This window comes from Geojedonia litorea (assembly GCF_042654525.1).
GTDB lineage: Bacteria > Bacteroidota > Bacteroidia > Flavobacteriales > Flavobacteriaceae > Geojedonia > Geojedonia litorea.
In genome coordinates this window covers 13,574-35,070 of sequence record NZ_JBHSGP010000008.1, presented here as the reverse complement: position 1 = coordinate 35,070, position 21,497 = coordinate 13,574, and the positions used below count along the sequence as shown (strand labels likewise).

General features: G+C 38.2%; 23 protein-coding genes and 1 tRNA gene. 16 read left to right on the top strand and 8 right to left on the bottom strand.

Features of this window, described 5'->3' with window-relative positions; translation table 11 throughout:
- Positions 1-20: 20 nt before the first annotated feature.
- Complete coding sequence (locus ACFO5O_RS04695) at positions 21-1,283, bottom strand: NAD(P)/FAD-dependent oxidoreductase (RefSeq protein ID WP_387961407.1); 1,263 nt, start codon at positions 1,281-1,283, stop codon at positions 21-23.
- Positions 1,284-1,445: 162 nt separating this feature from the next.
- On the opposite strand from ACFO5O_RS04695, the gene ACFO5O_RS04690 reads away from it, so the two are divergent.
- The 8 genes from ACFO5O_RS04690 to ACFO5O_RS04655 all read left to right on the top strand — a co-directional run bounded on the left by ACFO5O_RS04690 (position 1,446) and on the right by ACFO5O_RS04655 (position 8,778).
- On the top strand, positions 1,446-2,870 hold the full coding sequence (locus tag ACFO5O_RS04690; protein ID WP_387961405.1) for an SDR family oxidoreductase: 1,425 nt from the start codon (positions 1,446-1,448) through the stop codon (positions 2,868-2,870).
- Positions 2,871-2,891: 21 nt separating this feature from the next.
- The gene (locus tag ACFO5O_RS04685) at positions 2,892-3,575 is read left to right on the top strand and encodes an SDR family NAD(P)-dependent oxidoreductase (protein WP_387961403.1); all 684 of its coding nucleotides are present in this window, start codon (positions 2,892-2,894) and stop codon (positions 3,573-3,575) included.
- A 30-nt stretch (positions 3,576-3,605) separates the two neighbouring features.
- On the top strand, positions 3,606-4,121 hold the full coding sequence (locus tag ACFO5O_RS04680; protein ID WP_387961401.1) for a glutathione peroxidase: 516 nt from the start codon (positions 3,606-3,608) through the stop codon (positions 4,119-4,121).
- Positions 4,118-4,582 carry a TspO/MBR family protein gene (locus ACFO5O_RS04675; RefSeq protein WP_387961400.1) on the top strand — a complete coding sequence of 155 codons (465 nt, stop codon included), beginning with the start codon at positions 4,118-4,120 and terminating at the stop codon, positions 4,580-4,582. The genes ACFO5O_RS04680 and ACFO5O_RS04675 overlap by 4 nt, the downstream gene beginning before the upstream one ends.
- Positions 4,582-5,046, top strand: coding sequence for an SRPBCC family protein (locus tag ACFO5O_RS04670; protein ID WP_387961398.1), 465 nt, complete (start codon positions 4,582-4,584; stop codon positions 5,044-5,046). The genes ACFO5O_RS04675 and ACFO5O_RS04670 overlap by 1 nt, the downstream gene beginning before the upstream one ends.
- The gene (locus ACFO5O_RS04665) at positions 5,043-6,347 is read left to right on the top strand and encodes a cryptochrome/photolyase family protein (protein WP_387961397.1); all 1,305 of its coding nucleotides are present in this window, start codon (positions 5,043-5,045) and stop codon (positions 6,345-6,347) included. The genes ACFO5O_RS04670 and ACFO5O_RS04665 overlap by 4 nt, the downstream gene beginning before the upstream one ends.
- A 70-nt stretch (positions 6,348-6,417) precedes the next feature.
- Complete coding sequence (locus ACFO5O_RS04660) at positions 6,418-7,860, top strand: amidohydrolase (protein ID WP_387961395.1); 1,443 nt, start codon at positions 6,418-6,420, stop codon at positions 7,858-7,860.
- A gap of 30 nt (positions 7,861-7,890) precedes the next feature.
- A complete protein-coding gene (locus tag ACFO5O_RS04655; protein WP_387961393.1) occupies positions 7,891-8,778 on the top strand; it encodes a PIG-L family deacetylase in 888 nt (295 codons plus the stop codon).
- Between the two features lie 26 nt (positions 8,779-8,804).
- On the opposite strand, the gene murA is transcribed toward ACFO5O_RS04655, so the two are convergent.
- The 3 genes from murA to ACFO5O_RS04640 form a co-directional block, all read right to left on the bottom strand.
- The gene (murA, locus tag ACFO5O_RS04650; protein WP_387961391.1) at positions 8,805-10,112 is read right to left on the bottom strand and encodes a UDP-N-acetylglucosamine 1-carboxyvinyltransferase; all 1,308 of its coding nucleotides are present in this window, start codon (positions 10,110-10,112) and stop codon (positions 8,805-8,807) included.
- An 8-nt stretch (positions 10,113-10,120) separates the two neighbouring features.
- Positions 10,121-10,774, bottom strand: a complete 654-nt coding sequence (locus tag ACFO5O_RS04645; protein ID WP_387961389.1) for a DUF4290 domain-containing protein — start codon at positions 10,772-10,774, stop codon at positions 10,121-10,123.
- A gap of 87 nt (positions 10,775-10,861) precedes the next feature.
- Entirely contained in the window at positions 10,862-11,155 is a 294-nt protein-coding gene (locus ACFO5O_RS04640) for a DUF493 family protein (protein ID WP_387961387.1), read from the bottom strand.
- 91 nt (positions 11,156-11,246) lie between these two features.
- Here ACFO5O_RS04640 and ACFO5O_RS04635 point away from each other — a divergent pair, with 91 nt between their 5' ends.
- The 5 genes from ACFO5O_RS04635 (at position 11,247) to ACFO5O_RS04615 (ending at position 15,777) form a co-directional block, all read left to right on the top strand.
- A complete protein-coding gene (locus tag ACFO5O_RS04635; RefSeq protein ID WP_387961385.1) occupies positions 11,247-11,786 on the top strand; it encodes an AAA family ATPase in 540 nt (179 codons plus the stop codon).
- Positions 11,787-11,788: 2 nt separating this feature from the next.
- On the top strand, positions 11,789-13,690 hold the full coding sequence (locus ACFO5O_RS04630) for a RecQ family ATP-dependent DNA helicase (protein ID WP_387961383.1): 1,902 nt from the start codon (positions 11,789-11,791) through the stop codon (positions 13,688-13,690).
- Positions 13,687-14,637 carry a methionyl-tRNA formyltransferase gene (gene fmt / locus ACFO5O_RS04625; RefSeq protein ID WP_387961381.1) on the top strand — a complete coding sequence of 317 codons (951 nt, stop codon included), beginning with the start codon at positions 13,687-13,689 and terminating at the stop codon, positions 14,635-14,637. Before ACFO5O_RS04630 ends, fmt begins: the two co-directional genes overlap by 4 nt.
- Before the next feature lie 194 nt (positions 14,638-14,831).
- Positions 14,832-15,104: an HU family DNA-binding protein gene (locus ACFO5O_RS04620; RefSeq protein WP_119028640.1), complete on the top strand. Its 273-nt coding sequence runs from the start codon at positions 14,832-14,834 to the stop codon at positions 15,102-15,104.
- A gap of 112 nt (positions 15,105-15,216) precedes the next feature.
- A complete protein-coding gene (locus ACFO5O_RS04615) occupies positions 15,217-15,777 on the top strand; it encodes a YqgE/AlgH family protein (RefSeq protein ID WP_387961378.1) in 561 nt (186 codons plus the stop codon).
- Here ACFO5O_RS04615 and ACFO5O_RS04610 read toward each other — a convergent pair.
- Together ACFO5O_RS04610 and ACFO5O_RS04605 are read right to left on the bottom strand one after the other, a co-directional pair.
- Positions 15,774-16,622 carry an aminotransferase class IV gene (locus tag ACFO5O_RS04610; RefSeq protein WP_387961377.1) on the bottom strand — a complete coding sequence of 283 codons (849 nt, stop codon included), beginning with the start codon at positions 16,620-16,622 and terminating at the stop codon, positions 15,774-15,776. The genes ACFO5O_RS04615 and ACFO5O_RS04610 overlap by 4 nt on opposite strands.
- A 54-nt stretch (positions 16,623-16,676) precedes the next feature.
- Positions 16,677-17,069, bottom strand: a complete 393-nt coding sequence (locus ACFO5O_RS04605; protein ID WP_387961375.1) for an START-like domain-containing protein — start codon at positions 17,067-17,069, stop codon at positions 16,677-16,679.
- A gap of 139 nt (positions 17,070-17,208) precedes the next feature.
- Here ACFO5O_RS04605 and ACFO5O_RS04600 point away from each other — a divergent pair.
- The 3 genes from ACFO5O_RS04600 to ACFO5O_RS04590 all read left to right on the top strand — a co-directional run bounded on the left by ACFO5O_RS04600 (position 17,209) and on the right by ACFO5O_RS04590 (position 18,233).
- A tRNA-Met gene (locus tag ACFO5O_RS04600) sits at positions 17,209-17,282 on the top strand.
- Between the two features lie 225 nt (positions 17,283-17,507).
- The gene (locus ACFO5O_RS04595; RefSeq protein ID WP_387961373.1) at positions 17,508-17,714 is read left to right on the top strand and encodes a hypothetical protein; all 207 of its coding nucleotides are present in this window, start codon (positions 17,508-17,510) and stop codon (positions 17,712-17,714) included.
- Positions 17,715-17,921: 207 nt separating this feature from the next.
- Entirely contained in the window at positions 17,922-18,233 is a 312-nt protein-coding gene (locus ACFO5O_RS04590; RefSeq protein WP_387961372.1) for a hypothetical protein, read from the top strand.
- 417 nt (positions 18,234-18,650) lie between these two features.
- On the opposite strand, the gene ACFO5O_RS04585 is transcribed toward ACFO5O_RS04590, so the two are convergent.
- Both ACFO5O_RS04585 and ACFO5O_RS04580 read right to left on the bottom strand, forming a co-directional pair.
- Positions 18,651-19,373, bottom strand: coding sequence for a tetratricopeptide repeat protein (locus tag ACFO5O_RS04585; RefSeq protein ID WP_387961370.1), 723 nt, complete (start codon positions 19,371-19,373; stop codon positions 18,651-18,653).
- A 702-nt stretch (positions 19,374-20,075) separates the two neighbouring features.
- Positions 20,076-21,494, bottom strand: a complete 1,419-nt coding sequence (locus ACFO5O_RS04580) for a Sau3AI family type II restriction endonuclease (RefSeq protein ID WP_387961368.1) — start codon at positions 21,492-21,494, stop codon at positions 20,076-20,078.
- Positions 21,495-21,497 lie beyond the last annotated feature (3 nt).

The window sequence follows — 21,497 nt, the reverse complement described above, 5'->3', positions numbered from 1 at the left end:
AGGTAAGATATGGTTTTAAGTTATGGCATACGCTTAAATGGTCTAATAATTAACCCTAGCGGTTTGTCATAGGTAAAGTAATTTGCTACCCAATCTAAAAAGGCCACTACTTTATTTCGGTAGCCCACTAAAGACATAATATGGACAAACATCCAAACAAACCAGGCAAATGCGCCTTGGAATTTCCAACGAGGTAAATCTACAACAGCGCGTTTTCGACCAATAGTAGCCATAGAGCCACGATTTTTATATTTAAATGCTCGAATTGGTCTGTTATGAATTAGATTTAATAAGGTTTTAACTAAATGTCGTCCTTGCTGTTGGGCTACGGGAGCCAACATAGGTAAACCTCTTGGGTTTTCGGGTGTTATACAACAGGCAACATCACCAATAGCATAAACAGCATCTGTATGCTTTACTTTGTTAAACTCATCAACCATTATGCGATTCCCAGGAACAATACTATCCAGAGGTAGTCCTTTAACGGGAGCCCCTTTAACACCTGCGGTCCAAATAACCGTATCTGTATAAAATACATTACCGGCCACATCAATAAGCTGATCCCCATCGTACGAATTAATTCTAGAATTTAAATGCACATTTATTCCTAGGTCTAATAAATACGCCAAACTTTTAGCAGAGGCCTCTTCAGACATCACTTTTAACAACTTACTGTTGGCTTCATATAAATTAATTTTCATTTTAGAAATATCTAAATCTGGAAAATCTCTTGGTATCACATAACGTTTCATTTCTGCCAAAGCACCTGCAATCTCTATTCCCGCTGGTCCACCTCCAACAATAGCTACACTTAATATCTCATCTAATGTTTCATTAGCTGGCTTGGCCAGTGCTTTTTCCAAATTCTGAAAAATAAAGCTTCTAATATTTAAAGCATCAGGAATCGATTTTAAGGTCATGAGTTGATCTCTAATGGGATCAAAATTGAAAAAATTGGTTTCACTGCCTGTCGCCAGAACCAAATAATCATATGGAAAATCACCAATGCTTGTTTTAACCAGTTTAAACTCACAATCCACTTCCTCGACTTTAGCCATTCGAAATTTTATATTTGGATAGCCTCTAAATATGCGTCTAACCGGATAAGCAATACTGTACGGTTCTAGACCTCCTGTGGCCACCTGATACATTAGAGGTTGAAAATTGTGATAATTATTTTGATCTATTAATAACACGTCGACCGCTTTATTTTTAAAAGCTTTTACCATGGCTATCCCTCCAAATCCTGCACCAATCACCACTATTCTTGGTTTTTTGTTCATTGTTTCAATCTTAATTTGCCTAAAGATATTAATAAAAATGACTTATAACTATTGAAATTATAGAAGCCCAAAATTCACTTTTGTTTAACTTTTATTAGTTTTTGTTAAACATTATTGTATCTTTGTTACCCCCTCCTTTGCCATATCATTATAAATTCAAGTATGAAAATTCTTGTTACAGGAGCCACAGGCTATATCGGAAAACGTTTAATACCATTGTTAGTAAACGAGGGTCATCATGTTGTTTGTGCAGTAAGAGATCAACTAAGGGCTGATCGCAACTATTTAACGGAGGATCATATAGACATTGTAGAAGCCGATTTTTTGAAGCCCAAAACCCTAAAAAATATCCCAAAGGACATTGAAGTAGCATACTATCTCATTCATTCTATGTCTAATTCTTCTAAAGATTTTGAAACCTTGGAAGAGACTTGCGCCAAACATTTTAAAGCTTATATAGAAACTACACAGGTACGCCAAGTTATTTACTTAAGTGGCATTACTAACGAAGATCGTCTCTCCAAACACTTACAATCAAGAAAAAATGTTGAAGAATTATTGCATTCCCATTTCTACGCCACTACTATTTTTAAAGCAGGAATAATTGTAGGTTCAGGTAGTTCGTCGTTTGAAATTATTAGAGATTTAGTAGAAAAATTACCCGTAATGATTGCCCCAAAATGGCTAAATACAAAAACACAACCAATAGCTGTTAGGGATGTTTTGTCATATCTCTCCAAAGCTGTTGGGAACAAATTACTGTATAATTCGTCTTACGACATCTTTGGACCTGAAGTATTAACCTACAAGCAAATGTTATTACAATTCGCCGATGTTCGCCAATTAAAACGTTATATCCTTACGGTTCCTGTAATGACACCAAAATTATCGTCCTATTGGTTATATTTTGTAACCTCAACTTCATACAAATTAGCTACAACCTTGGTTGATAGTATGGGAGTACAAATTATTGGAAAACCTAGTGCCATTAACAGCTTTTTAGGTATTCAACCTATTTCTTATAAGGAAGCCGTTAGACATGCTTTTGAAAAAATTGAACAAAATAGTATTATTTCTAGTTGGAAAGACTCTATGGTTAGCAGCGGACGATTAAAAAATAGTCTACATAAGTATGTCAATGTACCTACCTACGGATGTTATAAAGACCATAAGGCAGCTAAAGTAACATCACCCTTCAAAACCATGGAAAAAATTTGGGTTATAGGAGGCGACAATGGCTGGTATTATGCCAATTTTCTATGGAAATTTAGAGGTTACATCGATAAATTAGTCGGAGGTATTGGATTACGTCGAGGAAGAACCAGTCCAACCGAATTACAGGCAGGAGATGCCCTTGACTTTTGGCGCGTTATTTTTGCTGACAAATCCAAACAAAAACTTCTACTCTATGCCGAAATGCGATTACCAGGAGAAGCCTGGTTAGAATTTGTAATTGAAGACGGCATTTTAAAACAAACGGCAACGTTTAGACCTAGAGGGTTAGCGGGGCGTCTTTATTGGTATAGCGTACTTCCATTTCATGGAATGATATTCAATGGAATGATTAAAAAACTAGTTACCGTTTAATAATTTGAATACAATACACAAATGAAAACATTTATTATCATTGGAGGCAGTAGAGGTATTGGAAGGGCCATTACTAATATGTTACTCCTTAAGCATAAGGTAATCAATATCAGCAGAAATTATCCGCGTATAAGTCATCAAAATTTAGAGCATCACAGCTGTGATGTACTTATAGACGACTTGCCTGTTATTGAAACAGCAGACGGCCTCATTTACTGCCCCGGTAGTATTAATCTCAAACCAATTTCCCGATTAAATCTTGATGATTTTAGAGACGATTTTGAAATCAATGTGCTCGGAGCGGTGAAGAGCATACAAAACTATTTACCCAGTTTAAAAAATGGAAAAGAGGCCTCTATCCTTCTATTTAGTACTGTAGCTACTAAATTAGGAATGCCTTTTCATGCTAGCATTGCTACCGCGAAATCAGGAGTTGAGGGCTTGGTTAAATCCTTGGGAGCGGAGCTAGTTCCAACCATTCGTATTAATGCCATTGCACCAACGGTTACTAATACCGATTTAGCATCAAAATTACTTCGAAATGACAAGATGAAAGACGCCATAACCGACAGACATCCGTTAAAAAAATATTTAAACCCACAAGAAGTGGCTGGAATGGCCGATTTCTTATTATCAAAAAAAGCAGCCTCAATTTCAGGTCAAGTCTTTGAAATGGATTGCGGCATTGTTACCTTTAAACTATAAACCATCAATTTTTTAATACTATCGTACCTTATGTTTTCAATGTCCAACACTGCAACGTCAAAAAACCAACCATCAGAATCCATTTATGACATCAAAATAAATGCCCTAAACGGAGAATCTATTAACCTTTCAGAATTTAAAGGGAAATACATCTTATTTGTTAATGTGGCTTCAAAATGCGGCTTTACAGGTCAATATGAAGATTTACAAAAATTATATGACACCTATCAAGACCAATTAATGATTATTGGAGTGCCTTGCAATCAATTTGGTGGTCAAGAACCAGGATCGGCGTCTGAAATACAGACGTTTTGTGAAAAAAACTATGGGGTTTCCTTTTTATTGACCGAAAAAGTAGACGTTAAAGGAAAAGCGCAACACCCACTTTATCAATGGTTAACAGATAAAAACAAAAATAGTAGTTCAAGCTCAAAAGTTCAGTGGAATTTTCAAAAATATCTGGTTGGGAAAACTGGGGAGTTAATTGGTTATTACCTTTCAACATCAAGAATTTTAAGCAGTAAAATCACTAAACATTTAAAATGAAAATAGTAAAATTTTTAGTGGTGTTTCTTATTATTAATTTTGGAGGTCTGGCTTTAGGACGCTGGTTAATGGATAATGGCCCTAGTTCTCAATGGTATTTGGATCTTAATAAAGCACCTTGGACTCCTCCTGGATGGGTTTTTGGAGTCGCATGGACTACAATAATGATCTGCTTTTCAATTTATCTAGCATTTCTTTTTAAAGATTATAATTCAAGATATTTACGCCTCTTGTTTTCTATTCAGGTATTATTAAATGTTATCTGGAACTATTTGTTCTTTAACCTTCATCAAGTAAGTTTAGGACTGTTGGTTATTGGCGCACTAACCCTAGTCCTCTTTTATTTTTTCTTTAAATACAGAATAGATTCTATTAAATATATCAGATATCTTTTGCTGCCGTATATGATTTGGTTATGTATTGCAACCTCTTTAAATGCCTATATCCTACTCTATAATTAATGAAAATCTACACCTTACACAAAACTCAAAACTTACCCATTTCTTTAGAACGTGCATGGGAGTTTCTCACTTATCCGCAAAACTTAAAAACAATCACCCCTGATTATATGGGATTTAATATTGAATCAGGAGCAGATAGGCCTATGTATGCAGGTCAAATCATTCAGTATATGGTTACTCCTGTGTTAGGCATTAAAACCAAATGGGTAAGCGAAATCACGCATGTTATAGACCATAACTATTTTGTTGACGAGCAACGTTTTGGCCCATATGCACTTTGGCATCACAAACATTTTTTAAAAGAAATTGAAGGCGGTGTGCAAATGGAAGATATCATAGATTATAAATTACCTCTCGGATTTATAGGTCAAATGGTACATCCTATTTTAGTGAAGCCTAAACTAGAAGAAATATTTAATTACAGAACTCAAAAACTGGAAGAGCTATTTGGAACTTATAAATGAAACAATCCATTAACATATTCTGGTTTAGACGCGATTTGAGGCTCGATGACAATTTAGGTTTTTACAAGTCCTTAAATGCGGAATATCCCGTAATGCCCATTTTTATTTTTGACACCACTATCTTGGATCACCTTCCAAAGGATGATGCTCGTGTGACCTTTATTCATAACACGCTTCAAGTTATGAGGCAAACGCTTCAAGACGAGCATGAAAGCAGCATAGCCCTTTTCCATGGAAAACCTTTAGAAATTTTCAAGCAACTTATTAGTGATTATACTATTAAAACGGTATTTACCAATCACGATTATGAGCCTTATGCTACCCAACGGGATACCGAAATAAAGGAATTTCTTATAAAAAACAATATTGAATTTAAATCCTACAAAGATCAGGTCATTTTTGAAAAAGACGAGGTTGTAAAAGCTAATGGTGACCCGTATCTGGTGTATACGCCTTATATGAAAACCTGGAAGGCTAAATTCCAAACTATCGATTTGGAGATTTACTATACCAATTCGTATCTAAACAATCTCGTAAAACATTCGCGGTTGCCTAACTTAAGTTTGACAGATATCGGTTTTGAAACGTCTAATCAAAGTATCGAGGATTACACCGTAACACCTACTCTTATTCAGGACTACGAATCCAAACGAAATTTTCCGGCAAAGGATGCCACCTCTAGATTAGGTCCACACCTACGATTTGGCACTGTGAGTGTTCGTAAAATGATAAAAAAAGCCATAGCTGAATCTAATGAAATATTTTGGCAAGAATTGATTTGGCGGGAATTTTTTATGCAAATTCTGTGGCATTTTCCCCATACGGTCCACCAAAGTTTCAAACCTAAATATGACCGTATTGAATGGCGCAACAATGAAGAAGAGTTTAACGCCTGGTGCGAAGGTAAAACTGGATACCCATTGGTTGATGCTGGAATGCGGGAGCTTAATCAAACTGGGTTCATGCACAACCGTGTGCGTATGTTGGTTGGCAGTTTTTTATGCAAGCATTTATTGATCGACTGGCGTTGGGGCGAAGCCTATTTTGCCGAAAAATTACATGATTATGAATTAGCTAGTAACATCGGAAACTGGCAATGGGTTGCTGGCAGCGGTGTAGATGCGACACCTTATTTTCGAATCTTTAATCCCACAACCCAAATTGATAAGTTTGATAAAAAACACATCTATATCAAAAAATGGGTGCCCGAATATCAAGAACTCACCTATCCGCAGCCCATTGTGGAACATAAAATGGCAAGAGAACGCTGTTTACAGGTTTATAAAGCTGCTTTAGATTAATCACACCTGTTCAATAAGTGTTATAGTTTTGGAATAAATCTTATCTTTAAGAAATTTAATCCATCACCTAATGACAGCAAAAAAAACTCTGATTATCCTCTTACTTCTAACTACTGGATTTTCCTTTTCACAGAACAAACTCAACAAAACTAAAAAGGCCATTATTGCCTCTGTTGAAAAACACAAAGCTAAGCTCATTGAAATCAGTGACGAGATTTGGGCTTTGGCCGAAACTGCTTTTGAAGAAAATCAATCCTCAAAATTATTGGCAGACTATGCCGAAGCACAAGGCTTCACAGTAGAACGTGGCGTAGCTGAAGAGCCTACGGCCTTTGTAGCCACCTATGGTTCAGGCAAACCCGTAATTAGTGTATTAGGCGAATTTGATGCGCTTCCGGGCTTATCACAACAAGCCGTTCCTACCAAAAACCCAATCAGAGAAGGTGATCCTGGACATGGATGCGGCCATAACTTATTTGGCGCCGCCAGTTTAGGAGCCGCAATTGCCATCAAGGAACAGATAGAAAATGGGACTTTTAAAGGCACAGTCAAATTCTTTGGTACTCCTAGTGAAGAAAAATATTTTGGAAAGATTTGGATGGTGCGAGCTGGACTTTGGGACGATGTTGACGTAAATATTAGCTGGCACCCTATGGCTAACATTGAAGCTGATGTGCAAAGCACCTTAGCCTTGGTTGATTTTAAGATTGAATTTTACGGGCAGGCAGCGCATGCTTCAGCTGACCCATGGAACGGACGTTCGGCTTCTGATGCTCTTGAGTTATACACCACAGGTGTTAATTATTACAGAGAGCATGTACAACCTACGGTTCGTATGCATTACCACATCCAAGATGGTGGTCAAGTAGTAAATGTGGTACCCGATTATGCGCGACTGTGGATGCGTGTAAGAGATACCAAACGCTCTGGAATGCTTCCTGTTTATGAACATTTAAAGAAGATGGCTGAAGGAGCCGCAATCATGGCGAATGTTGATTATAAAGTCTCCTTGATTTCAGGAATCTATGAAACTTTGGTCAATCGTGAAGGCGGTAAAATCATGCAATCTAATTTAGAACTTTTAGGCCCCATTACTTATACAGACGAAGAAATTGCCTTTGGTAAAAAAATACAGGAATCGACCGGTAAACCACAGATAGGCATGGACAGTGCAATACATCCTTTAGAAGCCACTAAAGAGCATCCTGGTGGTGGTTCAACCGATGTGGGCGATGTGAGTTGGAATGTTCCCAACATCAATTTAAAGGTTACTACGGCGCCTAAAGATACACCGTGGCATTCTTGGGCCGTAGTGGCATGTGGTGGCATGAGCATTGGTCACAAAGGCATGATCTATGCCTCAAAAGCCATGGCTATGACTATGGCCGATTTGTTTGAGCAACCTCAACTCATAGCTAAAGTAAAGGCGGAATACAAAGAACGAAAAGGTGATGAAGTGTATGAAGCTATGGTTCCAGACGGTCCGCCGCCAATTGATCAAAAAGGGAATTAATTTATTTAAAACACAAATACTTCCTTGCTTATGATTCGAATGATCTGTATTTTATTGTTCCTAGCCTTGGGCACAGGTTTTCTTCATTCACAAAACACCCAAGTTTATGTTTCTGCACATCCTGACGATTGGCAGTTATTCATGAATCCAAATGCTTACAAGGATTTACAAAATCCAGAAAATAAGGTCATATTTTTACACACTACAGCTGGTGATGCAGGCTGTGGCACAGGATGTACAAGTTATTATAAAGCGCGTGAAGAAGGCAGTTTACGCGCTATTCGGTTTATGTGTAATGCTATAAACCATCAGTTAAAGCAAGGTACTGACATGAACAAAACTCATGTCTTAATCAATGGGCATCTCATTTTACGATACAGTTATGCTAACGCTGTGGCCTACTTTTTACGATTACCCGATGGGAATTATACTGGTGTTGGCTATCCTTTGCATCAGCATAGCAGTTTAAAATATTTTTACGAGGGTTCTGTCCCAGAGTTAATAGCAATTGATCAAAGTACAGCATATCAGTCTCTAGATGATTTGGTAACTACCTTAAGTGAGCTATTAAACTATGAATCTAATGGTTTAGGTCAAGTCTCCTTAAATATAGCAGAAACGAATGCTGAACGTAATCCTGAAGACCATTCCGATCATCTTACGTCTTCCTTTATCATGCAAAAGGTGGCTCGAAAATTAGGTCTTGAATCGGTAAGGTTGTATGAAGAATACGCCACCAATAAAAAACCTATAAACAGTTTTGATGCCGATTTTCTTATCAGTGCAGGAACTTGGGGCGCCACAGCCTCTGGGCTTTCCGACCATTTTCATAACAGCACTTGGGATGCAGGTCATAATGCATGGATTGGACGGCAATATTTTAGAGAGGTCCGGCTTGCAGAATTAGAAAACGATTAATCGCAATACGGCGAATTATCTTCTAACTAAACACGTTTAATTTTAGCGCCAATGGCTCTCAAACGTTCGTCAATATTTTCATAACCTCGATCAATCTGTTCAATATTATGGATGGTTGACGTTCCTTTAGCAGATAAGGCTGCAATGAGTAAGGAAACTCCAGCTCTAATATCGGGAGAGGTCATCGTAGTTGCCTTTAAAGTCGATTTATAATCATGACCAATAACGGTTGCACGATGTGGATCACACAAAATAATTTTGGCGCCCATATCGATCAATTTATCTACAAAGAACAAACGGCTTTCAAACATTTTTTGATGGATTAAAACACTTCCTCTAGCTTGGGTGGCAACTACCAAAATAATACTCAATAAATCGGGTGTGAAACCTGGCCAAGGGGCATCGGCAATGGTTAAAATAGAGCCGTCAATAAAACTTTGAATCTCGTAACCGTTTTTATGCGCCGGAATATGAATATCATCACCCTGACGTTCAACTGTAATTCCTAGTTTTCTGAATACATTAGGTATAACTCCCAAATCATCCCAGCTTACGTTAGTAATAGTCAGTTCGCTTTTGGTCATGGCCGCAAGTCCAATCCAACTACCAATTTCAATCATATCGGGTAACATACGGTGCTCTGTACCGCCAAGGGCTTCTACACCTTCAATAGTTAACATATTCGAACCTACGCCCGAAATTTTGGCGCCCATTCGGTTCAGCATTTTACATAATTGCTGCAAATAAGGTTCGCAGGCAGCATTGTAAATAGTGGTTGTACCTTCTGCTAAAACCGCTGCCATCACAATATTGGCGGTTCCGGTTACGGAGGCTTCTTCTAGCAACATATAGGTGCCTTTAAGACGCTTGGCCTCAACACCGTAAAATTGTTCTTCCTTGCTATATCTAAATTTGGCTCCCAAATTTATGAGCCCTTCAAAATGAGTATCTAAACGACGACGTCCAATTTTATCACCGCCGGGTTTAGGAATATAACCTCTACCAAAGCGGGCTAAAAGCGGCCCAACAATCATGATAGACCCACGCAGCCCACGGCCATCGACTTTAAATTCTGGAGATTCAAGATATTTTAAATTAACCTCATCGGCCTTAAATGTATAAGATCCTTTAGCTATTTTATTAGCTTTTACTCCCAAATTTTGCAATAAAGCGATAAGTTTATTGACATCAACAATGTCAGGAATATTATGAATGGTGACAAGTTCGGGCGTTAATAATACTGCACACAGAATTTGAAGTGCTTCGTTTTTTGCACCTTGAGGTTGAATACTACCCTTGAGTTGGTGACCTCCTTCAATGATAAATGTTGCCATGAAAAAATTTAGTAGCGTTTACGGTTACGGTTGCCTTTTTTGTGGTGGGATTTTTTGTTGGAACTACCTCCAGAACTATGCTTCTTTTTACTGCGCATGAGGCTTGTGGCATCGGTTAAATCTTCCTCACTTTCTTTTAAATCAATCTTTCCTCCAGAGAGTTCTCGTAGATGATTGAAGATAACATCGTCTTCTACAGTATCCTTATTCCAGTTTAAAAAGCACTTTTTCATATGGTTGGCAATGGTGTAAATCAAAGCGTCTTTGAGATCACCATCTTCCCAAGTATTAGCAACATCAATCATGGTTTTAATATTATTACCATAAAAGCGGTACTTGGGATGGTTTTGCGGATATTTTAAAGGCTCTGGTCTGGCCTGCAATTCTTCTCTTGATGGTTTTTCATAGGGAGAATCGGCATCTAACTCAAAATCGGCTATAATAAATAACTGATCCCAAAGCTTATGCTGAAAATCTGGCACATCACGTAAGTGTGGTTGCAGATTTCCCATAACCGAAATAATGGCTTTTGATACTTTATTGCGTTCTTCTTTGGTAGGCAATTGCTTTGCATAATTGATCATTTTCTGTAAATGCCTGCCGTATTCGGGAATAATTAAATGCTCCCGTTCTGTATTATATTCTAAATCGTCTATTAACATGTAAGTTTTGTGTAGTATTTATAAATGTGGCATGAAGTCCTTCTGCACGTGTGCAAAATACAAAAAAATACTTAGCCTAATGAATTTTTAAAGAGAAATTACGCCTTCAACCTTTAAGGCTACTTCTTTATATTTTGAAATCACAGCATCTGGATTTTCCATAGTGACATTCACCGAAACACTGGTGTATTTACCAGTTTTGGACTCGTTAGTATTAATCACTGCGCCAATATTATTAAAAAGGTCTTCTATTTGTTCAATCTTATCTTTACGGGTTGGTACAATAAATTTATACAAATACTCTGATGGCCAGCTCGCGGTTTCATATAATTGTGCTCTTAATTTTTTATAAAATTCTTCGGGGTTTTGTGAATTGCTCATATGTGGATTTATATTTTGCAAAGATACATTTTACTTTACATTTTTTATTCATGAATATAATTCCGAATTTTACATCCAAAATCTTGCCAATTTGAACACAAAACGCATTGTCATCACCGGAGGTCCGGGAACGGGGAAGTCCTCACTCATCAACGCACTTAAACAACGCGGCTTTGTATGTTTTGATGAGATTTCACGTCAGGTGACTCTAGAAGCCCGTGCCAATGGGGTTGAACAGTTGTTTTTAACCGAGCCTTTATTGTTTAGCGAACTCCTTTTAGAAGGTCGCCTTCAACAATTTAAGGCCGCAGGGGAAACCAAAGCCAAACAGGTATTTTTAGATCGTGGGCTTCCAGATGTACTGGCCTATATGGACTATGTTCATTTAGACTACCCATCTACCTTTAATGAAGCTTGTCAAACGCACCGCTATGATCAGGTATTTGTACTTGCTCCTTGGCAAGACATTTTTACCAGTGATGCCGAACGCTACGAAAACTTTGAACAGGCCATTGCCATACACGAACACCTTTTAAAGACCTACGCTGGTTTTAAGTATGAGTTAATTGATGTGCCTTTTGGGAGCATTGAGCGCCGTACCGATTTCATTCTAGAGGCTTTAATTCTGTAACCATGGCACATCCGCTCTCCCTTTTAGAACGCTATTGGAATCACAGTTCCTTTAGACCTTTGCAGGAGGATATCATTAATGCTGTACTTGACAATGAAGATGTATTTACGCTACTCCCCACTGGAGGCGGAAAAAGCATTTGTTTTCAAATTCCGGCATTGATCAAAGATGGGCTATGTATTGTGGTCTCTCCCTTAATTGCCTTGATGAAAGACCAGGTGAATACCCTCAACCAGAAAGGTATTAAAGCCATGGCCATAACGAGTGGCATCAGCTATGCCGAGCTGGATACCCTCTTGGACAATTGCATTTATGGTAACTATAAGTTTTTATACCTCTCTCCAGAGCGCTTACAGCAGGACATTGTACAGCAACGTATTGAACAAATGCCCGTAAACTTAATCGCTGTGGATGAAGCCCATTGTATTTCGCAATGGGGAAATGATTTTAGGCCCGCCTATAAGCATATTGCCATCTTGAGACAGCTGCACCCTAGCGTCAACCTAATTGCCCTTACAGCCACCGCAAAGGCTAGGGTTATTGCAGATATTATAGAATCGCTTGATCTACTTTCTCCAAAAGTTTTTAAGGCCTCTTTTAACCGACCCAATATCGCGTATCAGGTATTAAACACCGAAGATAAGACCTATAAAATAGAGCAAATATTAAAGGCTTACCCAGGTCCTTCCATCATATATGTTAGAAGCCGAAAAGCTGCTGTAGAGATGAGTAATCAGCTGGCCTCAAAAAACATCTCGAGCACCTTTTTTCATGGTGGTATCCCCAATGCACAAAAGCAGGAGCGACTCCAAGCGTGGTTAAGTGATCGCACGCAAGTAATGGTGGCCACTACCGCCTTTGGTATGGGCATTGACAAAGCCGATGTTAAGACCATTATTCATATCAATTTACCCGAAAGTTTGGAGAGCTATTATCAAGAAGCTGGACGCGCCGGACGAAATAATGAAACGGCCTATGCGGTGATCTTGAAAAACGCTTCTGATGCGAATAGCTTAAAAAATCAGTTTTTAAAGAGCCTCCCAACGGTCGATATTCTAAAAACCATCTATCGTAAACTCTGTAATTATTTTCAGATCTCTTATGGTGAAGGCGAGTTAACCACGCATCAATTCAATTTTAATGCCTTTTGTACCACCTATCAATTCAACACTAAAATTGCCTATAATGCCATACAAGTCTTGGACCGAACGAGTATCTTAAAATTATCACAGCAATTTAATTACAGTACCAAGTTACAGTTTAAGGTTAGTAACATGGTCCTCTTTCAGTATTTAGAAACCTATCCCAGTTTAGAACTCCTAATTAAAACCATTTTAAGAACCTATGGCGGTATTTTTGAGCATCTTTTAAACATTGATATTGCACTGATCACTAAAAAGACAGGTTTGGCCGAAAATGAGGTGATCGCATCCTTGAAACGACTAGAAAAAGACGGTATGGTAGATTTTAGTTTCTCCAATACCGACTCCGAAATCACCTTTCTACAACCTCGTGAAGACGATAAAACCATCCATAGAATTGCCAAGATTGTGGAGCAGCAACACGAATTAAAAGCCCAGCAATTACAAGCAGTGCTTGACTATGTGGATAATGATAGTGTTTGTAAAAGCATTCAATTATTGGACTACTTTGGTGAGCAAAATACTGTAAATTGTGGGATATGCTCGGTATGCCTCACCAAAAAAAAACAAGTACAGCCAGACTTTAAAACCGTGCAACGAGATATAATTTTAGCTTTAGAAACGACCCCCCTCTCGTCGCGAGCTATGGTGAATCAATTAATTCATGAAGAAGCTGTAATTTTGGACGTTTTAAAGACCTTGCTTGAACATGAGATTATTGAATTAACGGCAAGTAATTTGTATAAATTAAAACACACATGAGAGATCCCTTAAAAATTGTGTTTATGGGCACACCTGACTTTGCTGTTGAAAGCCTAAAAACACTTATTGAACATGACTATAACATTGTAGGTGTGATTACCGCACCTGATAAGCCTGCAGGACGTGGCCGTCAACTACAAGAGTCGGCGGTAAAGCAATTTGCTAGATCTAAAGGCCTAAACATTTTACAGCCTACCAATTTAAAGGATGAGGGTTTTATAAAAGAATTAAAGGCCTTGCAAGCCAATCTTCAAATTGTCGTAGCCTTTAGAATGTTACCACAAGTGGTATGGCAAATGCCCAAATATGGCACCTTTAATCTTCATGCCTCATTGCTTCCCAATTACCGTGGTGCGGCGCCTATTCACTGGGCGATTATTAATGGCGAAACGACCACAGGCGTCACCACCTTCTTTATTGATGACAAAATTGATACCGGTGCTATCATCCTGCAAGAGAGCACTAGCATTGAGCCTGATGAAACTGTGGGCAGTTTACATGATAAATTAATGCATCTAGGAAGCGCCCTAGTGCTCAAAACTGTAAACCACATTGCCAGTGGAGAAGTGAACACCACCCTACAGGCGCCAACTGCCGAATTAAAAACAGCCTACAAGTTAAACAAGGATAATTGTAAAATCGATTGGAGCGCCCCTTTAGATACTATTTACAATAAGATTCGAGGCCTTAACCCATTCCCTTCGGCATGGTGCTATCTCAAAAATGGCGATGATTTATTAACGGTCAAACTATTTGCAATTGAAAAAGAGGAAGCCCATCACCAATTAGAACCTGGTTGCATTCAAATTAAAGAGCATGCCTTATTTGTAGCGGTTAATGGTGGCTATATGAAGGTGTTAGAACTTCAGTTGCCTGGAAAGCGAAAAATGGACAGCAAATCGCTTTTAAACGGTTTTCAATTTGAAGCCGATGCCAAACTGCTCTAAACCCCTGTTTTTAGTAGGTTTTTGAAAACATCGACGAAATACATTCCCGTTATTAACAAATGCCCCAAGTTATCAACAAAACCCCGCATTTCCCTTGCTATTACTTGCATGAACGGATTATCCGTATAAATTTGTATACGGTTTAAGCAAATGGTTTGAACCCAACTATTTATTAATCATTTAAATTAAATTTTATGAACAAAACAGATTTAATCAATGGCATGGCAGAAAACGCTGGAATTACTAAAGCGGCTGCTAAGAAAGCATTAGATTCATTACTAATTGATATTGAAGGCGCATTACAAAAAGGAAAACGTGTATCTTTAGTAGGATTTGGATCTTGGTCAGTGTCTAGAAGAGCTGCAAGAGAAGGAAGAAACCCACAAACTGGTAAGGCAATAAAAATCAAAGCAAAAAACGTTGTAAAGTTTAAAGCTGGATCTGATTTAAGTAGTGCTGTAAACTAGTAATATTTGAAAACTTATAGATTAGGCCTGCAATTATGCAGGCCTTTTATTTTTTAAAAATATTGGTTTTTAGAATAAAAAGTTTTAGATTTAATTCAAAATCATTGTAATTATGATTACCTCAAAGCCAAAAAAGGGACATTTACTTATAGCTGAACCCTCCATTATTGGTGATATGTCCTTTAATCGCTCTATTATTTTATTAGCCGATTATACAACTGAAGGTTCTATTGGGTTCATACTTAATAAACCTTTAGAATATACCCTTTCAGACTTGGTACCTATAACCGAAGCCGAATTTAAGGTCTATAACGGTGGCCCCGTAGAGCAGGACAACCTCTATTTCATTCATAAAATCCCTGAATTGATTCCGGGCAGCATTGAAATTTCCTTGGGTATTTATTGGGGAGGTGATTTTGATACCGTATTAGACCTCATCAATGAAGGTCGCATTACCGATTCTGAAATCCGATTTTTCTTGGGCTACTCTGGTTGGGAGCCTAACCAATTAGAAAAGGAATTAGAGCTGAATTCATGGATTGTTTCTGAAAACGTCTACAAAAGCGATATCATCAGCAAGTCTGAACATCTGTTCTGGAAAGAAAAAATGCTAGAGCTTGGTGGTGACTATTCCATATGGTCTAATGCCCCCGAAAACCCTAGTTACAACTAGGCCAATCTAATTTTTGCATTTAATTTAGTGAGCAAGGCTCTTGATACCTCTTGCGTATAGCTTTTTTTACGGTAGTTCGTAATGGGCTGTATACCTGTAATAACGTTGGTAATAAACAATTCGTCAGCCTGTTGTAATTCAAATGGAGAAATAGAGGCTTCTTCCAATTCTAAATGTGCATCTTTAGTAATAAAATCCATGATTTGCCCTCGCATAATGCCTTTTAAGCAACCGTCTGCTAAAGGTGGTGTCTTAACGGTTTGTCCTTTCACCAAAAACAGATTCCCATTAAGGGCCTCTACCACCTGTTTGTTGGTATTCAAAAGCAAACAATTATCTAATTGATGGTCCTGCGCATAAATACTACCCAGCACATTGGTGATTTTATTGTTGGTTTTTAGGGTTGACAAGAGACCTGGAGCTACAAAAAAGTCCTTATACAAGTCTATCGTATAGTTGAAGTGATCTGCAATACCATACATGGGGGCATCTAATGCTTCCACAGCGATATTATAATTTACCACTTGCTCTAAAGGCTTGTATTTCCCACCTTCTCCCCGATCTACCGTAAGTTTTACACGTGCTGCTTGCGACGATAAACCATTGGCTTCAACGGTTTTTAGGATTTCCTGTTCTAGAAATTCCATGGTGAAATTCATGGGGATTTCCATACGTAAAATGCGCATAGAGGCCATTAGGCGAAAGTAATGGTCTTCCCAGAATAAAATGTTAGCATCTAGAACCTTTAGGGTTTCAAATAGTGCATCCCCAAAAGCATACCCGCGATTATTAATAGACAGTTGCCCCGTAGCCGTATTGACCAGTGTTCCGTTTAGATTCAGCATAAAAAAAGTCTCGAGTTTTAATCGAGACAAAGATATCATTTATTTGCAGCATGGCTAGGCCGATCCCAGAACTTGTTTTAAACCTGAAATTTGGTTGTCCCACAGCATTTTAGCTTCTTCAATTTCATCTTCGTCAATAAAATCGGTAACAATCAAGGAGACGTCTTTGGTGATTTCGTCCACTTGAATGCGGATTTCAAAATAATACGAAGCCTCGTCTTCTTCGTCACTTAACCATCTAAATTTGATGCGTTCGCCAGATTTTTTGCTTAAGAGCCTAGCTTGTTCCTCACTGCCATCCCAGATAAATGTAAACAATTCGCCGCGGGAATTCACATTATCTGCGAACCACTCTGATAGTCCAGAAGGCGTTGAAATGTATTGAAACAATAATTGTGGTGAGGCATGGATTGGAAACTCCATCTCAAATTTGATTTTATCTTCCATAGGTAACATAAATTATCTTGCTCAATATATACATTAAATTAGATAGTTTAAAACTTATTTCACAAAAAATAAATTAGCAGTTTAATGTTTGATGTCTATGATTTTGTTTTTATATTTGCAGCCGCATTGAAAAATCCTTGGCGAGGTAGCTCAGCTGGTTAGAGCGTCGGATTCATAACCCGGAGGTCACGAGTTCAAGTCTCGTTCTCGCTACACAAAAAATCCCATTACAGCCGTGATGGGTTTTTTTATGTTTAAAACTGAAGGCCGATTATGGTCTAAAAGGCTTGGCATAAAAAAGTATCAAAGCATTATTGGGCTTTAGAGTAAAATCTTCCCCCAATGGAATAACCGAAGGTAAATCTCTCTATTTTAGAATATCAACAAACTATAATGGATGCCTGCCTGCGCAGGCATGACACACTGGTCTATTTTGTCATGCTGAGCCTGTCGAAGCATCCTACTGGATTACCGGAGGCAAATCTCTGTGACAATGATTTAGGATTGTCGGCTACATTTCGACAGGCTCAATGTGACAATGATTTTGGATTGTTGGCTACATTTCGACAGGCTCAATGTGACAATGAGAACGATTTTTGTCAGTTCGAGTGGCACGCCCATGGCGGGATGTATCGAGAACTTTAGCGCTAGGCACGCTTCTCAATACAATTTTGCTTCTCGGAATCACATTTCGACAGGCTCAATGTGACAATGAGAACGATTTTTGTCAGTTCGAGTGGCACGCCCATGGCGGGATGTATCGAGAACTTTAGCGCTAGGCACGCTTCTCAATACAATTTTGCTTCTCGGAATCACATTTCGACAGGCTCAATGTGACAATGAGAACGATTTTTGTCAGTTCGAGTGGCACGCCCATGGCGGGATGTATCGAGAACTTTAGCGCTAGGCACGCTTCTCAATACAATTTTGCTTCTCGGAATCACATTTCGACAGGCTCAATGTGACAATGATTTTGGATTGTTGGCTACATTTCGACAGGCTCAATGTGACAATGATTTTGGATTGTTGGCTACATTTCGACAGGCTCAATGTGACAATGATTTTGGATTGTTGGCTACATTTCGACAGGCTCAATGTGACAATGAGATCGATATTTGTCAGTTCGAGTGGCACGCCCATGGCGGGATGTATCGAGGACTTTAGCATTAGGCACGCTTCTCAATACAATTTTGCTACGCGGAATCACATTTCGACAGGCTCAATGTGACAATGAGATCGATATTTGTCAGTTCGAGTGGCACGCCCATGGCGGGATGTATCGAGGACTTTGACACTAGGCACGTTTCTCAATACAATTTTGTTTCGCGGAATCACATTTCGACAGGCTCAATGTGACAATGATTTTGGATTGTTGGCTACATTTCGACAGGCTCAATGTGACAATGAGTTTTGATTGTTCACTACATTTCGACAGGCTCAATGTGACAATGAAATCGATTTTTGTCAGTTCGAGTGGTACGCCCTTGGCGGGATGTATCGAGAACTTTAGCACTAGGCACGCTTCTCAATACAATTTTGCTTCTCGGAATCACATTTCGACAGGCTCAATGTGACCATGTCTCACATCCTACTCAAATCGGCTTCTGCAGCGATATAGCCAAAACCAGCCCAGTTACCCGTATCGACAAGTTGCTGATACCGCTTTCGTGCTTCCTCTATGTCGCCATTATAATGATACCAATTGGCCACACCATAATGTACGGCCTCATTCGATCCCAGACTGTCTGCTCCTGTGAGCTCGGCTTCGCTTAATTCACCCTTATAAAAGAGCAGCAATTGGTAATAGGCCACATTCTCAATGATGTTCATATCCTGATGGATGTCTTGCAACACCCTATTTGCTTCGTCAGGTAACTGCAAACGGCGAAGTATCATATACATCCAATGTGAGGTCGCCACGATCATATCGTCATTTTTACTGGCCTTAAGGCATTGCTCAAAAGCACCTAACGCCTTATTTAGATCGTTATTGAGATAATAGGCCAAACCCAAATGGTACCAGGTATTGGTGTGCAAACTAGACAGGGGTTGATTCAAGCGATTGGGAATGCCATCAGGTTCTATCACATCGTCACTACCTTTGATGAGCTGTGTTGCCGTTTCTAAATCGGTGATGGCCAAATCGAGTTGTCGTGTGCTAATGTAGCGATGTCCGCGGTGGCGGTAAAAGCGTGCATCATTTGGAAACTTGGCAATGCCTTCAGTAAACACATTAATGGCGGCTTTATAATCGCCCAAATAGGCCTTGCGGCGCCCCAGCCAGATGATGTGATCGGGATTCATATTATCTTTGGTATAGTTGGTCAAGGCTGTGAGATACTTGGCAATGGCGAGCGAATCCTGCTCTGGATTGACCTGCCGACGTAGTAAGGGTTTTTGTAAAAAGGAGGTGCCTTGGAGGGTATCTATTTTAACATCGTTTGGGGTCATGGTTTTTTCTTGGTAGTTGCAGCTGAAAAGCAGCAGGGCTATACTAAAGATGATAAGGTGTTTTGACATAATGGTGAGCATTAGTTAGTCTTGTTAAAGATACAATAATGTTGTTACTTCTGAAGTCCCTTTTTGCGGTGTTGAATGGGTTTTAGTAGTGAAGCAACCGATTGATTAACCAAGGGTAAATCTTCTTATCAAGTGGATGCCTGCCTGCGCAGGCATGACAGGGCGTTTTGTTGTCATACAGAGGGCGAAGCGCCTGAAGCATCTCCATTGCAACAATGTGCCGGTTTTTGCCGTTTTTTGTTGGTCTATGCCGCTTTTAACCCTTTATGCCGAAATGCCTCTAGCATACATTATCCATACACTAGCCATACACTAGCTATACATGAGCTATAGGGTTGACCCACACTTTTCTTGGACTAAAGTTTTAAACTTAAGCGTTATTTTCTTTAATAAAATCCAAAAGCGTCAAGGAGAAGTGCTGGAGGGGTTTTGTTTTAAGGATTTGAGGTAGGTGTCAACAGGACTAGTATGAGAGATTAAATAATATTATTTCAAGTATATTTCATCTCGAACATAACTTGCGTTTAACCAAAAACATTGTCTACTATATTCGATTATTTTAAGTTTTTTGTCTTCTACTGGTAAAGGGTATGTGAAAGTTGAATCTGTTCCATGGGGTCTTACATGACAAACTCTACTTTCTTTTAATTTAGGTAGATTATTTTTTCTTATTGGATGACCCTTTTTAGAATATCGAATATTTCCATTTTTATCACGAGCATAATCTTTAAAAATGTTTCCAGATTGAATCACTTTTTTTGTTTTCAACCATATCATTCTAAACTCATTTCTGTCTTTATAAGGCATATTCCAAAACTTAGCTTTATCTAGATAATATCCAAATTTATTTTTTTTAAAAAATACAAATAAAAATTTCTTCTCAATCAAATCTTTTAATTCACTATCTCTCCAACTTTCTTCATAAATCTGCTTGAATTTAAAAGCAGGAAAAGATACAGATTGAATTATGCAATTATTCTCCTCTACTCTTATTGCTTTAATTTCTATTTCAGCTTTTTGAAATTCTTCAATTTCTTTATCTATTTCAACACCAAGTATTGCTTTCGACAATGATGAATAATATTGCTTCGATTTTTTTACTTTCAGATTTAATTTAGCTTCAATATTTGAGTCGTTAATTCCATAAAAGGGCCGAAACTTTGAAATTACAATATCTTCAATCGAATTCTCATTATTTAAAATTTCAATCTTCTTAATTATTTTTCCATAAACAGCTATTTCCTCGTGAGCAATTTTCGCGATAATATGATTAACATAACCTTGTTTTAAAGAATAAGCCCTCTGTTTTGCTTTTTGACTATTAAATGGTTGTTCCCTAAATGATTTTAATGAAGTGGATCCTTTAGTACAAGCCCCAAGATAGAATGTATCACCTTCTGATAATTCATGTGCTTTCCCATCCTTTATTTTTTGAGATATAATTTTCCAATCACGTTTAATGATATTTAAGTCTTCTAATGGATATTTCCATTCATCGACTAGCTTTATGTAATAGTCAAGTATATCTAAATCTTTATCGTACAGATAAAATATTAGAAGTAAATGGGCATTTTTTTTCCAAAAAGTACTTGATTCAAATTCTTCTTTATGGACTTCTAAATAATTTATGATATTTAAGACGAGTCTTTCTTTTGAACGAATTTCTCCGTTTTTTAATACTTTAAGAGGACTTGATTTTAATTCAATACCAGCCTCAAAAAAATCTGGTTCAGAAGCTGAATTTGGTTCATAACCGAAATAATACTTTTCTAATAATTGACCAAAATTACCTTTGCCTTTATAATGATGCTCTTCAATTTCGGGTTCACAAATTTGTCTCAAAGTTTTATCTTTAAGCATTTTGGCATAACTAATAATGGACTCTGAAGAACTTATATTATACATTTA